Annotated in this window: 17 protein-coding genes; 2 read left to right on the top strand and 15 right to left on the bottom strand. The window is 37.8% G+C overall.

Annotated elements, in window-relative coordinates; all coding sequences use genetic code 11:
- Positions 1 to 3 precede the first annotated feature (3 nt).
- From BVI01S_RS00200 to BVI01S_RS00190, 3 genes are all read right to left on the bottom strand, one after another.
- On the bottom strand, positions 4 to 3,684 hold the full coding sequence (locus tag BVI01S_RS00200) for a DUF6079 family protein (RefSeq protein WP_061808755.1): 3,681 nt from the start codon (positions 3,682 to 3,684) through the stop codon (positions 4 to 6).
- A gap of 15 nt (positions 3,685 to 3,699) precedes the next feature.
- Entirely contained in the window at positions 3,700 to 4,152 is a 453-nt protein-coding gene (gene brxF, locus BVI01S_RS00195; RefSeq protein ID WP_061808754.1) for a BREX-3 system P-loop-containing protein BrxF, read from the bottom strand.
- Between the two features lie 251 nt (positions 4,153 to 4,403).
- On the bottom strand, positions 4,404 to 6,356 hold the full coding sequence (locus BVI01S_RS00190) for a DUF2075 domain-containing protein (protein ID WP_061808753.1): 1,953 nt from the start codon (positions 6,354 to 6,356) through the stop codon (positions 4,404 to 4,406).
- Positions 6,357 to 6,574: 218 nt separating this feature from the next.
- Between BVI01S_RS00190 and BVI01S_RS21965 the strand changes: the two genes are divergently transcribed.
- Positions 6,575 to 6,889 carry a helix-turn-helix domain-containing protein gene (locus BVI01S_RS21965; RefSeq protein WP_244886815.1) on the top strand — a complete coding sequence of 105 codons (315 nt, stop codon included), beginning with the start codon at positions 6,575 to 6,577 and terminating at the stop codon, positions 6,887 to 6,889.
- Between the two features lie 226 nt (positions 6,890 to 7,115).
- On the opposite strand, the gene BVI01S_RS00180 is transcribed toward BVI01S_RS21965, so the two are convergent.
- The 10 genes from BVI01S_RS00180 to BVI01S_RS00135 all read right to left on the bottom strand — a co-directional run bounded on the left by BVI01S_RS00180 (position 7,116) and on the right by BVI01S_RS00135 (position 18,571).
- Complete coding sequence (locus BVI01S_RS00180; protein WP_061808752.1) at positions 7,116 to 8,297, bottom strand: phospholipase D family protein; 1,182 nt, start codon at positions 8,295 to 8,297, stop codon at positions 7,116 to 7,118.
- A 10-nt stretch (positions 8,298 to 8,307) separates the two neighbouring features.
- Positions 8,308 to 8,703: a hypothetical protein gene (locus BVI01S_RS00175; RefSeq protein ID WP_061808751.1), complete on the bottom strand. Its 396-nt coding sequence runs from the start codon at positions 8,701 to 8,703 to the stop codon at positions 8,308 to 8,310.
- 50 nt (positions 8,704 to 8,753) lie between these two features.
- Positions 8,754 to 9,107 (bottom strand): hypothetical protein, encoded by a 354-nt coding sequence (locus BVI01S_RS00170; protein ID WP_061808750.1) that lies wholly within the window; start codon positions 9,105 to 9,107, stop codon positions 8,754 to 8,756.
- Between the two features lie 132 nt (positions 9,108 to 9,239).
- Positions 9,240 to 13,988: a PDDEXK-like endonuclease domain-containing protein gene (locus BVI01S_RS00165; RefSeq protein WP_061808749.1), complete on the bottom strand. Its 4,749-nt coding sequence runs from the start codon at positions 13,986 to 13,988 to the stop codon at positions 9,240 to 9,242.
- Positions 13,989 to 14,281: 293 nt separating this feature from the next.
- The gene (locus BVI01S_RS00160; RefSeq protein WP_061808748.1) at positions 14,282 to 15,049 is read right to left on the bottom strand and encodes a hypothetical protein; all 768 of its coding nucleotides are present in this window, start codon (positions 15,047 to 15,049) and stop codon (positions 14,282 to 14,284) included.
- Positions 15,050 to 15,328: 279 nt separating this feature from the next.
- The gene (locus BVI01S_RS00155) at positions 15,329 to 15,559 is read right to left on the bottom strand and encodes a helix-turn-helix domain-containing protein (protein ID WP_061808747.1); all 231 of its coding nucleotides are present in this window, start codon (positions 15,557 to 15,559) and stop codon (positions 15,329 to 15,331) included.
- Positions 15,560 to 15,661: 102 nt separating this feature from the next.
- Positions 15,662 to 16,651, bottom strand: a complete 990-nt coding sequence (locus tag BVI01S_RS22825; RefSeq protein ID WP_244886814.1) for a hypothetical protein — start codon at positions 16,649 to 16,651, stop codon at positions 15,662 to 15,664.
- Positions 16,652 to 16,678: 27 nt separating this feature from the next.
- On the bottom strand, positions 16,679 to 17,575 hold the full coding sequence (locus BVI01S_RS00145; protein WP_061808746.1) for a hypothetical protein: 897 nt from the start codon (positions 17,573 to 17,575) through the stop codon (positions 16,679 to 16,681).
- 129 nt (positions 17,576 to 17,704) lie between these two features.
- On the bottom strand, positions 17,705 to 18,373 hold the full coding sequence (locus BVI01S_RS00140; RefSeq protein ID WP_280512974.1) for an alpha/beta hydrolase: 669 nt from the start codon (positions 18,371 to 18,373) through the stop codon (positions 17,705 to 17,707).
- A 15-nt stretch (positions 18,374 to 18,388) separates the two neighbouring features.
- Positions 18,389 to 18,571 carry an alpha/beta fold hydrolase gene (locus tag BVI01S_RS00135; protein ID WP_061808744.1) on the bottom strand — a complete coding sequence of 61 codons (183 nt, stop codon included), beginning with the start codon at positions 18,569 to 18,571 and terminating at the stop codon, positions 18,389 to 18,391.
- A 101-nt stretch (positions 18,572 to 18,672) separates the two neighbouring features.
- Here BVI01S_RS00135 and BVI01S_RS00130 point away from each other — a divergent pair, with 101 nt between their 5' ends.
- The gene (locus BVI01S_RS00130; protein WP_061808743.1) at positions 18,673 to 19,287 is read left to right on the top strand and encodes a hypothetical protein; all 615 of its coding nucleotides are present in this window, start codon (positions 18,673 to 18,675) and stop codon (positions 19,285 to 19,287) included.
- 139 nt (positions 19,288 to 19,426) lie between these two features.
- Here BVI01S_RS00130 and BVI01S_RS00125 read toward each other — a convergent pair whose 3' ends face one another.
- Positions 19,427 to 21,328, bottom strand: a complete 1,902-nt coding sequence (locus BVI01S_RS00125) for an SH3 domain-containing protein (protein WP_167562085.1) — start codon at positions 21,326 to 21,328, stop codon at positions 19,427 to 19,429.
- 57 nt (positions 21,329 to 21,385) lie between these two features.
- Entirely contained in the window at positions 21,386 to 21,973 is a 588-nt protein-coding gene (locus tag BVI01S_RS00120; protein ID WP_061808741.1) for a hypothetical protein, read from the bottom strand.
- Positions 21,974 to 22,200 lie beyond the last annotated feature (227 nt).

Below are 22,200 nucleotides of genomic sequence, written 5' to 3'. Positions count from 1 at the left end.
CTCCTATTTATTTAATAGTACTCGTACATTTCCTTTTGGATGAGCTCCTACTTTTTCTCTTAATAGGAGATCGAATCTCCTTTTTAATTCATCAATTGTAAGTGGATTTCCATTATTCATCATGAGCTCTAAATCATTAACAGAAATAGAAACTTTTTCTATACCTTGTAACAATTCATTAATGGCATCAATAAGCTTTAAGTTAACTGGAAGAGAAATCTCTTTTCTACTAATGAACTCTTCGATAAGCAATTTGTGTTCTTCTCGCAAATACTTAATGTTACTTTTAATTTCTGAATCGTTAAAGTTAGTTAATAGAGTTTCCGTCCAGGTTATAAGAAGTGCTTCTAAGTCTTGGTCTAGTTCTTCTAACGTTTTACTTTGAACAAACGACTCATCTTTTGGACGATAACGACAGTCTGTACAAATTGGTGAGTGTTCAAGTTTTTCTTTCGTGAGATTCCAGCATGCTTTTTTCTTATTTATATCTTCTTGCCAGCGTTCAATTGCTTGAGCTGATAATAATTCAATGCTAGAAAGTTTTCTTAAAGCATCTAATCTACCGTCACTTAGTAAAGCATTTCTTTTATTTTCTTCAGTAGCATTCAGTCTAGACTTATCATGCAAACTTAAATAAATGGTTTGATATTCACCTTTTAATTTCTTCAGTTCATTCCGTTCTATTTGACAATCGTCATTTTTTCTTAAAGCATGAAGCAGGTCTTCTAATGCACCTTCTACTTTGGTATGCCAATCATATGAGGTTGGTAGATGGTTCTGAGCATTCACAAGATACGCTGCTTCTTGCGACAGTTCCAATGCAAGCTTTTTCTGATCCATAAGTTTATTGGACAGTTTGATGCGCTCTGCTTGGTCTTTTACTTGCTCAACGGTAAACTTGAAATTTTTAAGCTTAGCAGCAGTATCATAAATTTGTAGATCATTTAAGAATGTTTTCAACATCCCTAGCTCATCTCTTAGTTCACTAACTTGATCTACATTAAATAGGGTACCCTCCCAAATTGGGATACCGTCTTTAATTTCATGCTCTAAACGTACAACTTGATCGAGAAGTGTTCTTGATTCTTTATTTAATTGCCCTACTGCAGTTTGTAAAGCATTTGTTTGCAATAATCCTCTACCTATTTCAAACAGATCAAAGAGCTCTCCAAGAGCAGCTAAAGGCAGGTCACTTGGTTTCTTTATATGAGTGAAATCTGCAATTTGCTCTGCAGATAGTTTTATTAATTCATCAAACTTCATGCCATCATAAGTGACATTATTTATCGTGATTACAATATCACCACTAAATACTAATGCAGCAAGAAGCACAGAAAATAACTCAGGCTCTAGATTAAAGTTTGTTGTACGTTTTACTTCTTCATTTTTGTTATAAGTTTGAATGATATCAAGCAGTTCAGAAGCATTAACAACTTGGCCTTCAGACTTTGATTCTAGTCGTTCTAATACCCATCTTGCATAACCGGATTTTCGAACGTTCAATCTATTATTTTCATCTAGTAGTACCAGACCGTCCAAAATAGTAATTCCATTTTTAGTCGTAGGCTTTTTAATATTACGTAAAGCCTCAGGAATATAGGTTGTTCTCATACTTTCTCGTGTAATAGGTGTCTTTACATTTCGGAATGTAGGATAGTCCGGGTATTTCTCATCAAACCAAGATGTTAAGCAATCATCCGAAGCTGCATCTATAATTTCCCGAATAGTTTCATTAGATTGTGCGGAGAAGCTCCATTCCGCAATCTTTTTTGTTTCTCCTTTGTATGTCATTTTATATGCAGTAGGCATATTCACTTTCATCCAAGCGGTTAGCTTCTTTAAGTATTCGCTAGCTTTGTCTTCATATAAATTTCGTGAACCACTTGAAGCAGAGATAGCCATCTCTTTAGCACCAGCATACAAACTCATGAATCGGTAAAATTCTTCGTCCTTTGTATCGAGAACAAAAAATACTTCATCAGGATTTTGTTCATCTTTAAATGTCTTTTTCTCAAAAGCAGGTAGCATATAGATATAGAAATCACGTTCTGGCTGTGCTGTCGATCGTTCATTAGGTGCTCCAAAAAATAAGTATCCCGGACGTGTTACCTTTCGATCGTACCAAGGAAGTTCGTGCTGCCAAATGCGGTAACCGGTTTTATAAGTGCTTGAAGTAGTCTCTGTTGCTAATGCTAGAAGCTCAAAATAATACCGATCTAATTGATCATTACTTAATACCTCAGCTTTTTGTTCGATCAAGCTATCCACATCGATATCCTTTTGTAAGTCCAGATAATATTGACCATTTTCTTGATTTACCGAGATGTACTGGTAACTAACTGTTTTAAGAATCTCTTTTAAAACCGATTCAATTGTACTACGTAGGAACTCTGAGTCTTCCTCTGGTAATTGAGCATGCAAAAACAATTGATCTCTCAACTCGTCTGCCGTAACCCCAACTTTAGAGAAAATATTATCTGTTGTAAGACGGAATACAGATAATGCTTGTACAATACGCCTTGCCATGGGACGATAGGTTGGACGAGTAAACGCGTTATCTATTCTGTCTAGTAAGGTAGAAGCTTTAGACATTACTTCCTTAACACTAGGATTAGACTTAAGTGCCTTATCTCCTTCAATATATGGCCAATAGCTGTCATAGGAAATGAACCCTGGCTGATCGTTAGGAACTTCTACATTCAGCAAATTTCTCATTTCACGGCTTAATGTCTTTAAAATTACACGCTTCTCAGCAACAGTTACTCTTTCAAATGTTGCTAAATAAGCCGGATGAATTGGATACAACTCAACATACTTTTCTAGTTGCTCATTAAGCTTTCCATAAAGGTTAGTAAACTTTTGTAAGTGCTCACGAATTGTAGCCTTCTGTTTGTCGTCTTTTCTTAACAAGCGTCTCGAAACGACATACTCAATGTCTTCACGAACTATTACCGCTTGTTCAGTACGTTCTTTCACTCGATTTAATTGCTCGGCAACAAATGCAAATTTCGGATTATCAAATAGCATTTCCTGAATACCTGTGATAAAACGGAATCGTGATGTACGACATACTTCTCCCATTGCACGTAGAAAGTTAAGGTCTAGCATTAACTCCTGTTCTTTTCTGGAACGCAAGAAATCAAGTAACTCATCGATGATTAGCAGAAAACCTTGCCCCGGATATTCAGCTTCAAAAGCAGCCATAATCTTAGATAATTCGTCCTTGTTACTTCTAATTTTCTCAATTTCAGGTAGCTCATAATCAACACCAATTGATTGTAAGTATTCCGCTATCTCTTCATAAACAAACTCTTGCAAAGACATGCGAATTCCGTCTAATTCTGTTCGGAGGACTTTAAATTTCCCTTGAATTTCTTTTGCCTTTTCTGATACTTGCGGATGATTTACTCGTTGAGCAGAATTATCAAGTTCAGCAATTGTTGAAATGACACTCATTAAATGAGATTTACCAGTTCCATAGTTACCAACTACCAATAAACCCTTATTATCGGCTGGGCGCTCGAATTGGAGCTGTTCAATAATTGTATCGTTGATGACCTCTGCCATACGATCAGAAATAACGTATGTATCCACTAACTGAAAGGCCTTATCCAAATCAGAAGCTTCTTTTAATTGCACAATTGTTTCTACTGGATCAAACTGAATTAACTCACCATATTTCATATCTCTTCACTCCTTCTATATAACTATTAAATGGTCTCGATAACCATCAACTTGATAATATTCTGGATGGTCTGGCGTTGCATAACTCAACCCATTGCACCTCACATCACCAGGCCAATTTATTAATAATACTTTGTTTCCACTTAAATACTCAAAAAGTTTTAGTGGATCTTGATTTAATTCTTCATCAAATAAATACTCTATTCTCTCAAAGTATACTACTTCGTTCTCCACTTCATTTAATGCTTCTCTAAGTGTGTCCTTTACTGCTCTTTTCCTTCTAGAAATAGGTAACTCTATTAGCTTATTAGCTAATAGCAAGTTTACGTTAAATGTAGTTGCTCTTATTTCTTTAAGAGTATCAATAATTTTTGATTTATTGTTAGCTTGAAAACTTAATAGTAAGAATTGATGCCTTTGTCCTTTTATAGCTTCAATAAGGGTTTCTAATTGCTCACTAAAGTTCATTTTTCACACCTCTTCATGCAATAGGTCTACTAAACTATTTTACAGTAATAGTTAATTCATTTAAATGGATAAGGGAAAACTCTATAAAGTAATTTATGACAGATGACCTATATGAATTTTCGCAACGGTTTGGTTTATATTAATATAATAGGTGATAACTTTGCTCTTCGAAAGCAAAGCTATCACCTTTTTGATTTTACAGTTCATTTCCTTAACCTACTGATAGATGTGCAAATAAGATTTCCCGAAAATTATTTCTTTATAATATAATTACTCTTTTCCTCAGCAACCATGCTCACACCTCTAAAAAACTCATTCTCATCATACTCCCGACTACTCTCTTCAAACCGCTCTCTCAAATACTCTCCTAGCTCAGGATCCGTACAATACACATAGCAGCCCTTCTGCCCACGAGTCATCAACGTCCGGTACGTGTTCCGTATGATCTCATCCGCTACCTTCTCAGCTCTCTCTGGATCTTCCTTCAGCATTTTCTTTATACCCTTCAATGAAGAATCGGTCTTAGCTCTTTCGGTATGATCTGTAATAACCTGCCCGTCTTCATATCTCATGTCATCCCCTATGATCACCCCTACATATTCAAACTCCAGACCTTGACACGTATGGATACAGCCGGCTTCTTTGACTGAATCAACATCGATTGCCCAGGTGGCTGAATTATCGAGGTTCCAGCTCATCTTGAAGTCGTATTCATCAAGAACAATGTCATGATAGTCCGTATTGCTCTTCCCCTCCTTGTCCCAGTTCCAACAGTAGCCTGCAACCATTCTGGATTTGTTGTTGGCATTTTTTCTCTCGATTTCGTTTCTCAGTTCATTCGGATCGTTAAATACTCGGAAATCATACTGGCTGCCAATATAATGAGCATTTGCTGTTGTTCTGATCTGAAGAACGTCATCTAGCCATGCTAAGTAACCATCGGAGCCACTGCAGCGAAATTGAGATTCGAGGTTCATGATCGTGAGCGGTGCATTGTTTTCTTTGGCGAATCGTTCAATTTCTTTAAGACTCCCATGATCCTTTAACGTGACGCGCTGTCTTTCATCAATGAAAAAGATAGAAAGTTTCGAGGCTTCAATGATTTCCTTCGTTTGATTTTCACCGAGGTGTTGAAACATCCCGGACTTCAGATTCAGTCGGTGGGCTTCATCCACGATTAGAGCATCAAACTCATCCCTAGGAGCATCGAAGTAGCTTCCCGATCCTTTAAACAAATTATCAATATGCCCCTTCTTGAAATCTTTCTTCAGTTTGGTAGAGTAAATGTTTCGAGGTGCCGCGTTCTTCGTAACATACTGACAGACCATGCTGAGATTGGTTAGGTGGACCAATAGATTGATAGCTAGAACCGATTTCCCAGTTCCTGGCCCACCCTGGACGACCAGTACTTGCTTTGTATTTGTCCGAAGAGCTTCTTTTGCCAAATGAATGGCTTCCTCATACACCACTTTCTGATCATCAATCATCACAAACTCGTCGTTCCCCTTGAGCATTCGATTTAACGAGTCCTGAAGTGACTTTGATGGCCGGATGCGACCATTCTCTATTTTATAAAGGTTCTCCTTGTTATCCCCAACCTGAATATAACGCTTAATAAAGTCCCGAAGCTTCTTGGCCTGACCCTTCACAAAGACTGGAGCCTGTTCTATATAATTATCATAGACCGGGTCTGTCAGAGGATCCCCTTCCCCCTGATTCAAGTAATTATGTAAATACGCACAAGGATACAGCTCCATCTCCGCGTTCTGGGCATTCTCATTGTAATCCTTGATGAGAGATGCATAGGACCATGCCTGATAGGATGGATGAGTTGTCTCCACCAGACCGCGATTCATCGCCGTCTTTACAATCGCTTCCTTCCCTTTGATCACCTCAACGGACTCCCACTGCTTCAGCTCCACTATCACAATGGAATTCTTCTCCCCATCCTTCCCAGAGATCAGGAAATCAACCCGTCGCGACGTATGCGGAATCTTAAACTCAATCGCCACCCCAGCGTCACTAGGAATCTCTTGATCACTAAGCACACGAAACATGTACTGCATTGAATTATCCCACGAGCGAACTTCCCGCTCATTGATCTTTCCTATTTTCGATGTGTAATTGCTGCATATATTATTGACTAATTCATCATGAAAAACATCTTCTAAAAATTCTTGTTTAGTAGCTTCATATACGATCATTATCGGCAGCCTTTCGTCTAACAGTATATTCCTATTATTTAGTTAAATTTGGGATTTAGCAAGAAGAGTCCTCATTTTATGCCCTTTATTTTCCTTACATAAAGATGCAAATGGAGAAATAACTTTTAATAAATACCATTTATTGTAATAAGTTGACGACTTGTACGTTCCAAGCCATTTTTCACCATTTGATAATGGTTGTAAAAGGGGTCAAAGTATTGGATAAGCCATTGACTGAACGGGAGTTATACGGGAAGTACATATCCATTTTATTACGATTAAGGCGAAACGAAATGGGCTATACTCAGGCAGAACTAGAAGAAAAAGCTGGCCTTGCTAGAACCACCATAAGCAATATTGAACGCGGTAAACGAACCCCAGAATCGTATACCCTATCGAAAATTGCCATAGCATTGGGGATCAGCCTGGACCGCTTAAATGAAGAAGTGTGGGAGAACATAGAGAAACATAAAGACAATAACTCTTCTGCATTAAAACATCTATACTCCGATCTATACTATAGAGGTGATTGAGATTAAAAAGCAGGAATTTGTGTTGATGATGAATAAGCAGGTTTACCGTTTTAAGATTGTTGGGTTTGATGAGAGGAATGCTTCTTATGGGGAAGTTTATTTTACGGAGAATAATAGAACTACTTCTATATTTAGGGGTTCGGATGTGAAGGAAGTTATTAGGTTGGTGAAGAAGGAAAGCTACAACTTACGGCGAGGGTAAGTTGCAGCTTTCCTTTTCACATTGTCATCCAAGCGATATTACCCCATGCTCACTAAACCTCTTGTTTAATTCATCCATTAAAAAGTCTTGAGCCTCATTCGTAATACGTATATGAGACCTCCTAAAATGCATGCTTTGCAAAGTCCTTTGAGTTACCTGTTTTCTTTTTCTCAAGGAAGGAAAGGTTGATTTGCCAATTGTATTATACAAATCTACTAGTCTAATCCCATTTTTGATAGGAGCATTGATTACCCTTCCGCCTGTAAAGTCTACATAGAATGGAAAACGATGCTTCCAGGGGGTATGTTTTATATCCAAATCATCGGCAGTATTTTCAATCTTAAATCCATCCGTTTTCGCATAACCTACGATCATTGGAGTGGGTCTATCCACTTCGTCATAACTAACAATGGTCAAGAACAATGTATCTCCTTCAGCAATACCACTTGGTTGGCGAGGAAAAAACGTTGAATTTAAATCTCTGTTTCTCTCACCTTTCATAACCTTGTAATCCCAGTTGTTCGGAATTCTGTCTTCCCCTGTGCCTTCGAACTTCAGCCAAGTCCCACTAGTAGATGCGTCTTCTGTATTAGAACTTTCGAGGATTGATTCAAATAAATCCGGTTGGACGATTTTCTTCAATACCGCACCCTTCTTCTTATCATTAGAGTATGTGACAGTTTTACTTTTTTGATTAGCAGCTAATAAGGAAACCTGCAGTTTCTCTTCGTTGATCCACTCCTGTGTAACTTTCCCATCAGTTCCAGTCTCCTCAATCTGCTCAAGCAAGTCAGAGAAGTATTCATGTGCTTTTTCTGCAATTTCAGGCTCATCGTTCATCAATACACATATCTCATGATTGGAAACGAAGCCACCCTTGGTAAAATTAGCGGAGCCAATAATAGTAGAGTGGGAATCGAATAGGTAAAGTTTCGAATGCAAATCTATCAATGCATAAATATTTGCCCTTGAATGTAAGAGCATCTCCAACCCATGTATACTGCTCACACGTTCAATGAAGTCTTCACGATAAAATCGGGTAATGATATTACACGTAACTTCCGGATTCTCAGATAACCATTCTGCTAACATTTTAGCTGTTTGTGTTCCGATAAAAGGTGAAATGATGTTTAACTCACCTTCTGTCTTATTCAATAAACCATTGAACTGTCTATATAAATCATCGGATATTAAACTAACAGACATGTCCACACCCCTATCTACTTTTATAACGATGCCCCATTTGACCTAACACAGGTAGTGGTTCAAACGGTTCTTCTCCCCCTCTTAGATACTTACCTATAGAAAAGGAGCAACTTTCACATTTTCCATTTAGAAATTCAAGTTTAAAGTTAAAGTTCAGATCAAAGTCAAATGCACCTTCATCATCTGTTTCTACTTCCATTGCACTAAATGCAGGCAATGCACCTAATACTTGGCGATGAGTGGAGGTTTGGACGAGTTCATCATCAAAAGTGGCGAATCCTCCTGTCTCATAGGACAATTCTTTAATTTCTTCAGAGGAATTATTCACAAAATACACTGTATAATAAAATCTCTCTGGATCATTTGGTCTATCCTTACATACAGCTAAAAAATAATTTTCTTTCAATCAGCCCACCATCCCTTCAAATTTCTTCTTATCAAGACTCCGAGGGTGTCTTATGTAACACTCGATGCAAGCACGCGTCTCAGCGTTGTATTTCTGAATCCGTATAGCTCTTTTAAAGCTAATCCGAGAGCAAGCATAAGTGTAGTACCATCTGAATTTTTCTCCATTGGGCCAATCGTCTCCTCAAACAAAGGAAACAATTGACTTACTCCTTGGTTTCGATAGCGATAGTTAAAGTCCTGCATGGTTAATAGTAAAGAAACGAAGTCACTAAACTTCTTATCTTCAAGCATACGCTTGGTTGACGGTTTTAAATGCTCAGTTACACCGAAGCTGCAGTCTAAAATGGCTTTTATGGTGGGTTTGTCTAGATAATATAATTCTTTTTCATTTAGCTTTGCCATTAAAGGATTCCTCCTGAGCATTAGGTTTTTAAATCATAATTAGAACTTTCGACAAAAAACCAGCATTTCCCTTCATAATAGGGAAATGCTGGTTTTTAACTTTTTATAGATTTGCTACACGTGTAATAAGCTTTATAAACCCTTATAAGACGAATACCAACCCGGCATATAATTTGTAGACTTACTCCCGTTTTGAGTAAAGTTAAACTTGATACCCATTTTATCCAGTTCTTCCATTAGTGTATCTATGTCTTCTCCACCCACTATCCACAGCTTACCACCTTTTTCTCGTTGATCAATGACCTTTAACTTTCTTTGTTTTAAATAATTCAGTAAAGAGAAAGGTGAAGGTTGAGTGTCATCTTCAGTGATTTCACTATCCTCTTCAAACAATGCTATCTGCTCAAATGATCCTTTAGATGGCTCAGTAAGTCCAGACAAATCTAACTTTATTTGTCCATTAGGAGCTACATATTGTTTTACCCTTTCCTTTTCTCTGGTTACAGCCACAGGTTGAGCCTTCAAATTTACACGTTCAATTTTAGGTCTATTCTCTTTTTGAGTCTGTAGCTCCTCAGAATTTTCGATGGGAGTCGGTTCTATACCTAACTTATCTAACTTCTCCCATAGACTTTCCATTGCAGCCACTCGATCATAATAGAACTGTCTTCCCCTAACTCTCCAGAACTTCCAGCCTGCTCGTTCAAGGTCATACTGACGTTGCATATCTTCTTCCCATTTTTCAGGACCATGCCATCTTTCGCCATCACACTCAATAGCCAGACGGTCTCTGATCCCTTCAATGACAAAGTCAATACGGTACTTACCTACCTTTACTTGTGGCTGGATTTTATATCCTTTGGCCACGATCATCCGTAACACATCAACTTCAAATGGAGAGTCACATTGCTCTTCTAAGTTCTCTACAATGTCGTTCACTCTAGTAGGGTTCTTACAATAGCTTAATAACTTGTATCTGTAGCAGTCTTTCTTCAAGTCATCTAAGTCTACTGAGTGATATAACCTCATTTGGTTTTTTGCGCGGCTGGCTGCAACATTAAATGTTTGCTGTTGATCCTTTCTCGTCATAGCAACAAACCTTCTGTTGCTTGCGATAACCATTGAAAGGAAAATGATGTCTCTTTCGTCCCCTTGAAGACTATAGGCATTTCCACAAATTATTTTTCTTTTTACAAATTCACTATCGGAAATGTTCTCACGGAGCTTATTTTCGATGAGAGCTGCCTGCTTTGTACCTTGAAGCGTGATAACCCCTATTGTTTGGTTATCATATTTAGGATCTGAAATGATGGTTTCTATATCTTCGACAATCTTTTCGGCTTCAGGTTCGTTCACAAAATCAGTGCCGCCTTCCGTTGCATACCCTCCATCAACTTTAGTTGCAAGTACTGGAGGATCGATCTTTTCATTTTCAAACGGCAGTCTAAGTGGCACCATTTGTCCACCATAGCTTAAATCATTAGAGAATTGGATAATTTCAGGTACACATCTAAAGTGCTCCTTTAACATCAAGCGTCCACTCTTAGGGAAAATTTGATCTGCGATTTCATATAGTGAAATCTTATGATCAAATAATCGCTTATTTGGTACTCCATCTAAATAACGCTGGATTAATTCTTCTATCTCAGAATCCTTTGTTCCAATACCGTACGGACTAATCTGTTCATCATCACCAACGACGACAATTTTTTCACCACGTAATAATACTGGAACGGACATGATATCGCATTGGCTGCTTTCATCGAAGATAATGACATCAAACTTATCGTTGTAGACAGGAAAGTTTTCAATCACTTGATTGACTGGCATAATCCAGACAGGAATAGCTGATTGAGCCTTCTCCATTTCCTGGCGGGCATCTGTTAAATAACGCTTGTTGTTACCCGTTCCTTTTCCGTAGCGCTTAATAAAGTTTTTCCATGCTACCAAAGCCCTCTTTTGGGTTTCGGTTATTCGAGTAATCTGATTTAACCACGTTGAATTTGACACGATTGAAGTAATCATCTTCTTTTGGTACTCTTGCTCAGCTTTAATATGACCTTCTATACGCTCTACTTCAACCTCTTGGTTTTCTGTCATCCAATCGTATAATGACTTCAACTCCCAAGCTCTTGAAGGATTATGAGGCATCTCGGCTTCATTCCCCATCAAATCAATAATCATAGCTGCTGTTTGAGGAGCTTGCTGTTCAAGTCGACTTATTAAAGAATGGAACTGCAGTACATCCTCTTTTGTTCTTCGTAAGGCCGACATTTCAGTCAGAACGGTAGCCCATCTATTTTCATCCTGTTCCTGGAGAACCTGTATCAAGGTTTTCATTATTGGATGAGTGTTTTGCACTTTAAGGGCGTTCTCTAGTTTCTCTTCATATAACGAATAGTCATTTTTCCACTCATTATAGTTAAGCACGTCAAAGACGAATCCAGTAATCTTGTATAACTCATTGTAAAAATCATAACCTAGCCAATTCTCATTACTTATATTTAATCGATTAGCAGCTCCTTTAAATTTCACAATTTTATCGGCTAAGGAAATAATCTTTACAAAATCAGCAATCTTTTTGTCAATGGAACTAATAAGACGCTTATCCTCATGATCGATGAATTCACCACTGACTTCATCAAGGTTGGCATTCCAAGTCCTAACCGCTTCCTCTTTCTTTTTCTTCAACAATAAATACTGCTGAAGTACATCAATTTCTTCTACATTTCTTATAGGCTGCCCATTAATGATCGGAGTTTGCCATAAGTACTTGGTATTCTTGCCTTTAGTGAGACCAAACACAGCATTGGGCTTTTTATTCTGTCTTAATCTTTCGCCCAACACGTATATATCCGCTTCTAATTCGTAATCCGATTTATCCGGTAGATTAATGTCGTAACTAATAATCGAACTGTTAATGGAAGCCATTTCTTTATTCATTGATTCCATTTCCTTGAGGAACGTAACCCAACGCTCTTTACGCGTATCTCCGGCCAGAATATCATCAAGAATCTTATGGGATGCAGTGTCTTCTGCTAAAAGTTCTTTGTAAGCAAGAATAGCTGACAGCTGCTCTTTTATCGTTTGAGCATACTCTTTCTCAATAGGGAATCGGACTTTGTCTGTATGAACATTAGCCGTATCATTCTTATGTTTTAAATCTCTTCCAAGATTTAACCACTTTTTCATTTCTTCAGGACTTTTTAGAAAGTCGGTTTCAGGAAGGATGGATTCTTTAAGATATAAGTCCTCTTTTTTTAATTTTCCTCTTAGCTCCCATAGGGATCGAAACTCTTCCTCTGAAATGGAGAGGTCAGTGTTGAGCTGTATTTTGTCCAAGATCCACTTGTAATCTAAAGACTCTTCAATTAACATTTTAGCGGCATCTGCCTTCGTCATTACATTGCCTTTATACTCGATTTCTGTCCTTTCGCTCTTGCTGTATTCTAAGAGTTGACTCTTGAGTTTGGCTTCTTTTCTTCTACTTTTATCTAATTCCTCTTTACTGCGCGTGATTTCAGCTTCTAATTTTTCTGTGGAAGCATTTCCAAGTTTTTCGGATATGGTACGGATTGATTTTTCAATCTCTCTCAGGGAATCCCTTCCACCTCCGAGCACTGGAACACACAAGTCACGAATTTCTTCTGGAATTTTATCTTTCAATACCTTTAAGGGGTTCTCTTTTTGACTTGTGATCAATACTTTTTTTCCGTGAGCCAGTAAATGAGACACAATGTTAGCGATTGTATGGGTTTTACCTGTCCCTGGAGGACCTTGAACAGTAAGTCCATAATTTGTCGCTAACCTCCTTGCGATATCCTTTTGCTCCTCATTTGCTGCTAAAGGAAAATACAAATCAGTACCTACTTCATCCCAATTCAGATTATGGATTGTTTCTTCGTTAATTTGGTTCCCTACAATTGAATCAATTGTTGCAGGTACTGGATAATCTTCCTCCTGCATCAATTCGATAATCTGCTCCAAATCATTCTTCAATACCTGATTATCTTTTTTCCTAAGAAGAATAACATACTCGTCTAAGTGACCTACCGCATTTTTTGAAGGGAGTAATGTTTCTCCTTTACCTGAAGTTCTTCCTCCAGCATCCACTAATTGCATAAATTGACTCGAAAGATCTTTCACATCTTCTTCTAAAACGTCCTTGTACCTGGCTAACCTTCCAATGTTCTGAATGCCTTCCATATTAGGAAGTGAGATTCCACTTAAAATATTTAGTTCGAGCTTATACCCTTGGTTTGTAGGTTTAACTGTAATTACACCTTTGTCAGTATCAAGCTCAATATCCAATTTTGTTGTAAACAAAGGGTGATGAATGGTTCCCACTTCATGTTTCCAAGTAAATAACGTTTCACCTAACAGGAGCTCAAGCCCCTCACCTTCTTTTTGGAAATCTTGATGGATTCTGAAGAACAATTCATAAAGAGACTGTACTTTCTTCATTCTTGTTACTTCTTTTGCCCAATCATGCCATTCCTTCTTCCACTCACTAAATAGCTTCACCCTTGTGGTGTCATCTTCAAATTTCACTTCCACTTTCTCATTATCCTTCATTACAACTTTAGGATCAGGCATTTGTGGATGTTGACTTTCTTTATTATAAGGATATGTAATCCACTCTTTAATCTTTTTATCTGGTTGTGGCGGGGTTAATACATCTGTGGTTATTTTCTGCCTATGAATCTCTAAGACTGCTTCCTCGTCTTTCCCATCTCCAAAAAGAAATACATCCTCCCCGTATTCCTCCAAGGATTGCTTACTCCAACTTTTATCATATTCCGTATAATCCCGAATCACATTAAAACGCAAATTGTTAACGGCTAATAAATACTCAAATAACTGTCTCGCCTTGTCGTTCACTTACAAACACCTCTTTATGATTTCTAATAGTAAATATATCACAATTGTATGTTTGGGAAATTAAGTTAATGAGGGTGGGATACATTTCCTAATTAAAATACTGTAACTCTTATTTTAATTATAAAGTGCATCCTTACTAAAGATTCGGACTGCAGGTAAGATGTGTTCAACATAAAAAATCACCCCACCATTTTTGATGGAATGATTTTTTATGATTAATACCTTATTAGTAATCGTACAAGAAAAGCGCCTAATTCCTGTTCTGATTGAAACTTAATGAATAACCATAGTGATTATTTACTAAAGGATGATAACTCTTCAATATATGAGGAATACATATCCTTATTAGAACTTTGGACTAATTTTAAGTGCTTAATAAGGTGCTTCTTCATTGAGTTTCGATCAAATGATAACAATTCTTTTCTAAGCTCTTTATATTTAACCTTTTTGCGTACCCCGCTAAAATTCTCCATTTGAATTATCACTTCCGCTTCCCTCATCTCAAAAAAACTAAGAGCACACGCAAACAATCCATAATAATATTTAAGCTGTATTAATCGTTTTCTATCACTCCTACTAAATACACCAGTTCTCTTACTCGTCCTTATAATGTCATCTAATAAAAAATAAACAATAGCATGTTTATCAATCTCTGCTCTGCTTCCCCATCCATCTTCATAATATTCATATCCTATTAACCCTTCATATACTTTTAGAACAGTTGGAGAAGCATATTTAATTTTTTCTTTCAGTTCACTTAATGCAATCTCCAGCAAATCACCTTCTATCACATTATGATGGACGTCGTGGAGTTTTCTTGGATTAGTTTTTATATGCATGTAAGTCGATATCGGAGCTATAATATTTACGTATAAATCTTGATACTTTTGCATGAATTCCTTCTTTTTTTCTCTCTTGTTAGTTAAATAATGAGAAATAATCTGGGCTAGAATTGCAGCCAAGAACGTACCTAAGACAGTAAATATAATATAAATTGGAATTTCGTATAAAATGACAGGCTTATTAATAGAGCTTAAAGAAAAATAATTAATCAACCACATTTCTATATCCCCCTACTTCAACAATCTTTATCTCTTTTTTTCTTTGAATAAATTTTTATTTTGAAGTTTAGGATCTGAACCCTCAGCACGGAAACCTTGCAAAAATTCCCCACATAAAGCAAATTTATTATAAGGTCAGTTCCTAATTATGATATCGGAGTTTCTACTTCTACAATATGCCGTTCGATTATTTAGGAGAAGGGGAGTCTATTATAAATTTTATATGTAACAACTCTATTAATCACTTCTTAACTTTCGTTAAATCAGTCTGTTATGTTGTTACTTGCCTCCTACACCATCAGTTTTATCTTCTTCAACAAATACAAATAGGTCATTAGGCGTTACGTTCAACACCTTGCATGCGTTTTCAATTAACTCACCAGGGAATCTCGTCATAGTACCGTGGTACATCTGCCGGCAGGATTCAAAACGGAAGTCCGCCATTCTAGAAAACTCTCTTATCGTAATACGCCTGTCATCAAGTATTTCCTTTAGATTAGACTTCAGCATCTTAGATGTCCTCCTTTTGTTTTTTTTTCAGCTAAATACTACACTCTCACACAAACTATACTCTGGGAAACCATGGCTACTTTCTTCTCAATTAAGTTCCTCTTAAAAACACATAAACCAATACCCCGACTCATCCACCTTACAAAACGCATGCCTCTCATCTTGTTTTCCATCCGGATGAAACCAGAAGACACTCACCTTTTCCATCTCTGTTTCTACATCCCAATACCGATAGACCATTAAGACACTTGACTGCTGCTGACGATTTTTCTCCACAACAAGATTGTTCAAATAATCAATTCTTCTCTCAGATTCTATGTATTGAATACCAATTACATGAGTAGGGACACAGCCTTCTTCCGTTTCGGAAAACAACTTCTCTACTGTTTCGACATCTTTCCCCCACACACTCTCTCGCTCCAGATGCAAATCCAAAGAGACATACTCTTCCTCACTGATTCGTTTATCCCACTTCCACCAAGCCAGGTCCATTGGACGGGACCGCCCCTTCACCTTATCCATTTTCCTATCTTCAATAAAAACCTCGAAACCAAGCATCTCTCCCAAACTGGCAAAATAGTCGATTTCTCTTTTAGTAAACATCGAACGATTATGATTAACAGACAAATTTAGCCTTCTATAATTTCTTACGTAGCCTTCAAAGAATTGCATTAGATTGAAAAAATTTTTGGGATATTCCTTGTTCAGTACATACTTAGGATTGATTCTAACTACTTCATTTAGATAATGCTTCTTCCAATAATAATTATCTCTATTATGGTTGTTGTTACATATACTAGTGAACTCATCCCCAACGCCTTCATTCTCAAAGATAAAATAATCCCTTTTTTTCTGGTTACTGAGCATACTCATAAGGGAGAATCCATACGTTGCATAATTTTCTACATCCGCAGTTCCTCTAGGTATGAGTTCAGTAATTTCTTTTATAGTAAACGATTTGTTAATATCTAACCGATTGTCCTCGATCTTCTTCAATAAACTCACAAATAATTTATCTGCGTTTACCTTAGCTTGTATATCCACAGTAGAAAACAGGCGATATCCGCTGCAAACCCAATCAAAGTTGTTCAATGTTTTTCCCCCAATTACTTTTTACTTTTAATAAGCCTTAATCCCAAACATCAACAACTTCTTAGGCAAAATATCATCTAAGTTCTGGATATCCGCGTCATTCAGCTCAATTAAATTAAACCCATATTTATGATAGATTCGTAACTTTTCTTGTTTTCTTGCTGCATATTTCGGGTCGTTTTCCATTCCCCAATATTCTATGTACACTTTACCAACCGGCAGGTAAAAATCCGTATATACATCTTCTTCTACAGGCAACTTTCTTTCGTACGCATGGGCAATTTCTGACATGTATAGCCAATTATCAATTAACATCTCTGCTCTAGACCTGACATAATGTCCATCAGTTGCCCTATGTTTGGCTTCAAACTTTTCTCTGAACTCCAAAGGGTTGTGTTGGAGAGAATCTGATTTCTCTTCCGTCCCATTCCCTTGAAGCTCCTTCATCGTTTCTACTAACCTTCTGTTCTGCAGTATGCTGTTTGGCCAGTTTACATACGGGACTCCTGTTTTATCGTATTCAAGCTGTTTTCCACCCAAACTTAAACCAAGTTTAGTTACGGTCCACCCTTTTAGACCTTTTTGTACAAAGCCAAGCTCTGACAGGATTGGATTCATATTAAGTTTTGAAATTCCGAAGTGTTTACTTAAGGCAGTAGCATTTATAAGTACATCAGGACTATCGGATTTAAACATGCTATGATCTTTTATATCTTCCTTCCAAGCAATATACTCCCCCACTCTTGGAAGTTTTTTTATGGTGCCCCCTATCTGCTTTCCCTTTTCAGTTAACACCCAATTATCATCCACTCTGTTAATGAACCCATTTGCAAGGAAAATATTAAACATTTCTTTAACATTTATTTTTAATTCCTTTGAAAGTGCAGTGGTAGAAACATATTTCACTTTATCCGTTGTACTCATGTCATCCCCCAATTTCAAAAATCTGCTAATTCTATAGTACTTCTTAAGTGTCGATAGAACAATAGATATAGGGAAATCCTTCTTTTCAAAGTGATTGAAGGTTACAAGAGCCGACGTCTTCTAAACCCCTCACCCCAACCTCCCCAAACACTCCACAATAACCCCCGGCCGATCCTTATGCACCTCATGATCACTCCCCTCCGCAATCACCAGCTCTCCCTTACTCGATAACCCAGCCAACTCCACCTGCAGCTCCCTCCACACTCTTTCATGCAGGATTGCTTCTGTCTCTGGTATCCCATGTTCAACATAAGGCCTGGCTGAAAGCTCTTGATCTCTTGCTATCACGATCAGTGGAATGTCCGGAAATGCTTCTCCTGATTTAATTTCTTCACTGCTAGTGGACCAGTTCTCAAACTCTTCCGCAACCGTTTTGTAGAAATGAGGAGTCGTCATGAACGCTTCATAATCAGCCGCTTCCTTTTCGGGAAGATACCCCTTACTTTCTTCTATACTCTCCATGAATTCTTCCTTTAACTCATTCTTGGATTTCGTTGACGTTTCCTTGTTGGCTTCTATCAATTTCTCTAAAGAGATCATGGAATACATGACCGGCAGATCCAGATCATAAAGGCGGTGAAAATGATGTGACGTAGAGTCAATCAAGAGGACTCCATCCAGTTTTTCAGGATACATTCGTGCATATTGTTGAGCACAGAGTCCGCCAAAGGAATGCCCGACTAATAGAAACCGATCAAGCTGTAACTTTTCAATAAGCATATGAAGCTCCCTCGCTATATTGGCGGTGGTTCTTCAATGCTTGGAGATCGCGCTTTTACCGTAACCGGCCCGATGGTACAGGATGATCGTATACTCTTTCTTGATGGTGTCGATGAATGGCAGCCAGCTGTAGAACGAATTCCCGATCCCCGTTTCAAGGACAAGAATCCGTTTTCCTTCTCCTATGATGAGATATTCAAGGTCGATATCGTGCATTTACTTCCTCCTGACCGTTCGATTTATATGTAGAATTATGTAATATTATGGTAACATAAAAGGAGTATTTTACTAGTATCGAATGAAACGAGGAACCACTTATGCCTATAGCTGAAAGAGACTACTGGAATGATAACCGGTATCGACCTAAAAGCAAGAAAGCTCCCAAATGGTCATGGGGCGTCATCGGATTCATCCTCCTGGCGTTGTTCGCAAGCGGATTACCAATTAAGATCTACAACGAAATCACAATTCAGCAAGAACAAAAGATACGAAGCTACCTACAGGAGCGCGAGCAATACTTCAGCTCCAGTGACCAAAGCTTCAAACAGCTGATGACCAAGCTCAACGCTTCTAACGGTAATCTTTCATCCCTCTCAATCGACATCAACGAAACCAATACGACGCTCACTCAAAATTATCAGAAGCTCATCGACTTGGATCCTCCCCATGATTTCAAGGAGCTGCACGACAAAACCATCGAACTATACGTCATCAAACAGGCAGCCGTCGATTATCTCGTATCGTCTGCGAAAGCCAACACCTATCATTCTGAAATACTCTCTACTTATATAGAAGAAAGTAATCGAAAGATGAGTGAAATACGACCTCTCATGATTGAGGGATTGCAGAAAGCAGATCTGCGATATAGAATCGAACAGGATGGGACGTTGACGTATTGGGTGAAGGATCATTATTCTCGGAGTTTGGAGTAGGAACTTCTCAAGTAAGAGAGCAACCCGTCAATCTATCATTAATAATTTTTTTAAAAAAAGCTGCTTACACTGATAGAGTAAGCAGCTTCTTCCATATGGTTATATTATAATCAGTTAAAAAGCTCCCTTAGGATCAAACTTATTCTTCGACTTCCTTCACAATCTTACTGCTAATCCATCCCTCAGTTTCATCAGCTGTTTGAACTTTGAACCATGTACGCCCATCTTGGTCCTTCTGTTCCTCATTCAGAAACTTCAATTTATCTGATGAATCCGCGCTATAAACCACACCACTTGTTAAGGAAGGTTCTGAACGAATATTGCCGAATTCGGATGTGATTTTCATATGTGTCAGGAGCTGTTCCTCTTGTTCTGTAGAAGTTTCTGATGAGAATGGCCAACTTAAATTTCCTAACACATTCTTACCTTGATTGAGCAGTTCGTTTCCATATGTAATTCCAGAGAGCAGTAATGAAAGTATGAATAGGCTAATTGCTACTTTCTTCTTATTTTCCTTCAACCAGGTGAAAGAAACACCACGCCATGGTAGTAGAATCGATTTAATGTATTCTTTCTTAATAAATATAGATAACTCATCTTTGATGCCAATGTCATCATCCATCCTTTTTAATTCTTTCAAGCTTTTTATAGAGAGGTGTACTGTTGGTTCATCTGGATCTTTATTTGAATCACCAATGGAATAAACCTTTTCTAAGAATTTCTCTATTAAAAGGTATACTTTAAACTGTTGGGAAAAATCCTTTATTGATCCGGGTAGTTCTCCAGGATAATAGCCTTCTTTCTCACCTCTATGCTCAACCCTCTCTAAGTACTCTATAGTTACTTTGAGACTTTCAGTTTCTTTCCTTTTCAAACTCTCTTTAATAAAACGTAAAAGCAGGTGACCAGAAGAAGAAAAATTCTTCTCTACATCTTTATCCTGAACAAGCAGGGGCAATTCATTATAGAGTTTTTTAGTCATTGTATAGAAGCTATCTAGGTGACCATTCCTATATTCCTCTAACAATGCTTCCTGATAGCTGGAATAATAGTACACATGAGCCATGTATAAACCAGACTTTCCATCTTGAAGCTCGGTCCTTGCTGTAATTGGCCGTTGTTTCACAATGTGAAATAGCTTTTGAGAGACACTAAGTGCTTCCTTCCAGCTTTTTCTCTTAATGAGTTCGGTGACTCCCTTAGTTGTTTCACTAATCCACTCTCTCGTTTCTTTTCTTTCTTTATCAGTTAACGTTAAGTAATATTGAAACTCTAGTAGAGACATCTCTGCAAATGTAAACTCCATGGCTTGAAATTGGTCACTGACACGAATGATGGTTCCTCCATAAATGGTCATCATGGCGAGGCGATAGTTTTCTTCCAAAGAGTGGTGAAATGTATTAAATTTCTCAATATATGTATTCCAATTTTTAAACACCTTGTTCAATGAATCATTAATTTGCGATTCATCATTTCCACCCATTAAAGCACCAACCCCTGCACCTGCAAAAGGAATTCCAATTAACATACCCAGCAGTGATGCTCCACCTTTAATGAACGCTTTATCTCTTTTTCCTTTGTTCAGGGTATCAAGAAGAATCGCATGCTTCCCAATCATTTCAGCATAGTCCTTCAAGGATGTTGTAAGCTGGTCAATGTGATGAACAATTGCATTTTTCAACCCATTAAAGAAATGTGTGGGATAGATGTACCGTTTGAATATTTCTCCATACTCCTGGCTGGACATGGCATTGATGAAATCCACATAGTCACTCTCAATGGAAGTAAATCTTATCGCTGTCTTTAAATCGTCAGAAACTCTTGCTGGATCTGTGAGCCTGAAGAATTCTTTCAAATAATTGGATTGATCTTCTTTAGCAGGCTTATCAGGCATAGATTCTTCCAACACCTTCAAATCCTCATACCGAGCATGCAATACGTCCCATACATGCTCCATCGCTTCATTTGTCTTAACTTGGATGAACGCAATAACCTCTTCAGAAACACTATTATTCAACCGATTCTTCAAATCCTGTTCCATTTGATGGTACTCGTAGTTGGCATTGATGAAGTAGGAGTCAAGCTGTCTAACTCCCATTTAGAACAAATCCAAAAAGTTCAATGCATCTATACCATCGGTCACAGAGCCTAAATCTGCTGCAGAAAAATGCGAAGAAATGGTATCAATGTCACTAAAATGTTGATTGAGATCATATGCCTGCCAACTGGAACTATGATCCATAAATGATGAAGAAACGTCGAATTGCGTTCCTCCTAAGATATCCGGGCTTGCAGTGATGTCTACTCCACCGGAAGTTCCTGTAAAGTCAATACTATTCTCCATAAACCCTGGTTCAATGGAACCAATATGTTCTCCTCCTTGACTAAAATTTTCACCATTGAAAATTGACGGTCTGCCAACAATATCATTCTCAATCCCTGGCATATCCAAAGTAGTGCCTCCATAAATATTTTCTGAAAGAGTACCGGTCTCTCCATTGGTAAACGTGACCGTTTCCCCACCTGTTACATTTGGCATAGTCTCTAGAAACACATTTCCATTACCGTCAGTTAAAGTAGTACCTCCCAGCAAGTTCTCTTTCGCATGAAGGGTTCCATTTCCTAAACCGCTAAAGGTATCATTTGCATATATAGCACCTAATAACCCAGATTCGTAACCTATCATTTCTGCACCTCTTATCCTATGAGTATAGTACTATTATAAATTTACATAAAAGTGGTAACAAGACTAAAAACACCTTTTTTAGTAGTATATACCAAAAATACCAGTCCCCCGTCACGATAACGCATTAGTATACCGAGGGACTGCTCCCAAATTCTAGCCTTGTAAAATCTCCCCTGTAAATGTATATAAAAAGTCCGCAGCCATTATAAGCTACGGACTTGTTTGGA

It is taken from the genome of Rossellomorea vietnamensis NBRC 101237, assembly GCF_001591825.1.
Classification (GTDB): Bacteria; Bacillota; Bacilli; order Bacillales; family Bacillaceae_B; genus Rossellomorea; species Rossellomorea vietnamensis.
This window is presented reverse-complemented; position numbering and strand designations above follow the sequence as displayed.

Excerpts from the sequence above, each read along its gene's own strand:
- BVI01S_RS00200 (WP_061808755.1), bottom strand. The coding sequence starts at position 3,684 with ATGAAATATGGTGAGTTAATTCAGTTTGATCCAGTAGAAACAATTGTG.
- brxF (WP_061808754.1), bottom strand. The coding sequence starts at position 4,152 with ATGAACTTTAGTGAGCAATTAGAAACCCTTATTGAAGCTATAAAAGGA.
- BVI01S_RS00190 (WP_061808753.1), bottom strand. The coding sequence starts at position 6,356 with ATGATCGTATATGAAGCTACTAAACAAGAATTTTTAGAAGATGTTTTT.
- BVI01S_RS00180 (WP_061808752.1), bottom strand. The coding sequence starts at position 8,297 with ATGTCTGTTAGTTTAATATCCGATGATTTATATAGACAGTTCAATGGT.
- BVI01S_RS00170 (WP_061808750.1), bottom strand. The coding sequence starts at position 9,107 with ATGGCAAAGCTAAATGAAAAAGAATTATATTATCTAGACAAACCCACC.
- BVI01S_RS00160 (WP_061808748.1), bottom strand. The coding sequence starts at position 15,049 with ATGTGGTTGATTAATTATTTTTCTTTAAGCTCTATTAATAAGCCTGTC.
- BVI01S_RS00155 (WP_061808747.1), bottom strand. The coding sequence starts at position 15,559 with ATGCTGAAGTCTAATCTAAAGGAAATACTTGATGACAGGCGTATTACG.
- BVI01S_RS00145 (WP_061808746.1), bottom strand. The coding sequence starts at position 17,575 with ATGAGTACAACGGATAAAGTGAAATATGTTTCTACCACTGCACTTTCA.
- BVI01S_RS00135 (WP_061808744.1), bottom strand. The coding sequence starts at position 18,571 with ATGCACGATATCGACCTTGAATATCTCATCATAGGAGAAGGAAAACGG.
- BVI01S_RS00130 (WP_061808743.1), top strand. The coding sequence starts at position 18,673 with ATGCCTATAGCTGAAAGAGACTACTGGAATGATAACCGGTATCGACCT.
- BVI01S_RS00125 (WP_167562085.1), bottom strand. The coding sequence starts at position 21,328 with ATGGAACAGGATTTGAAGAATCGGTTGAATAATAGTGTTTCTGAAGAG.
- BVI01S_RS00120 (WP_061808741.1), bottom strand. The coding sequence starts at position 21,973 with ATGATAGGTTACGAATCTGGGTTATTAGGTGCTATATATGCAAATGAT.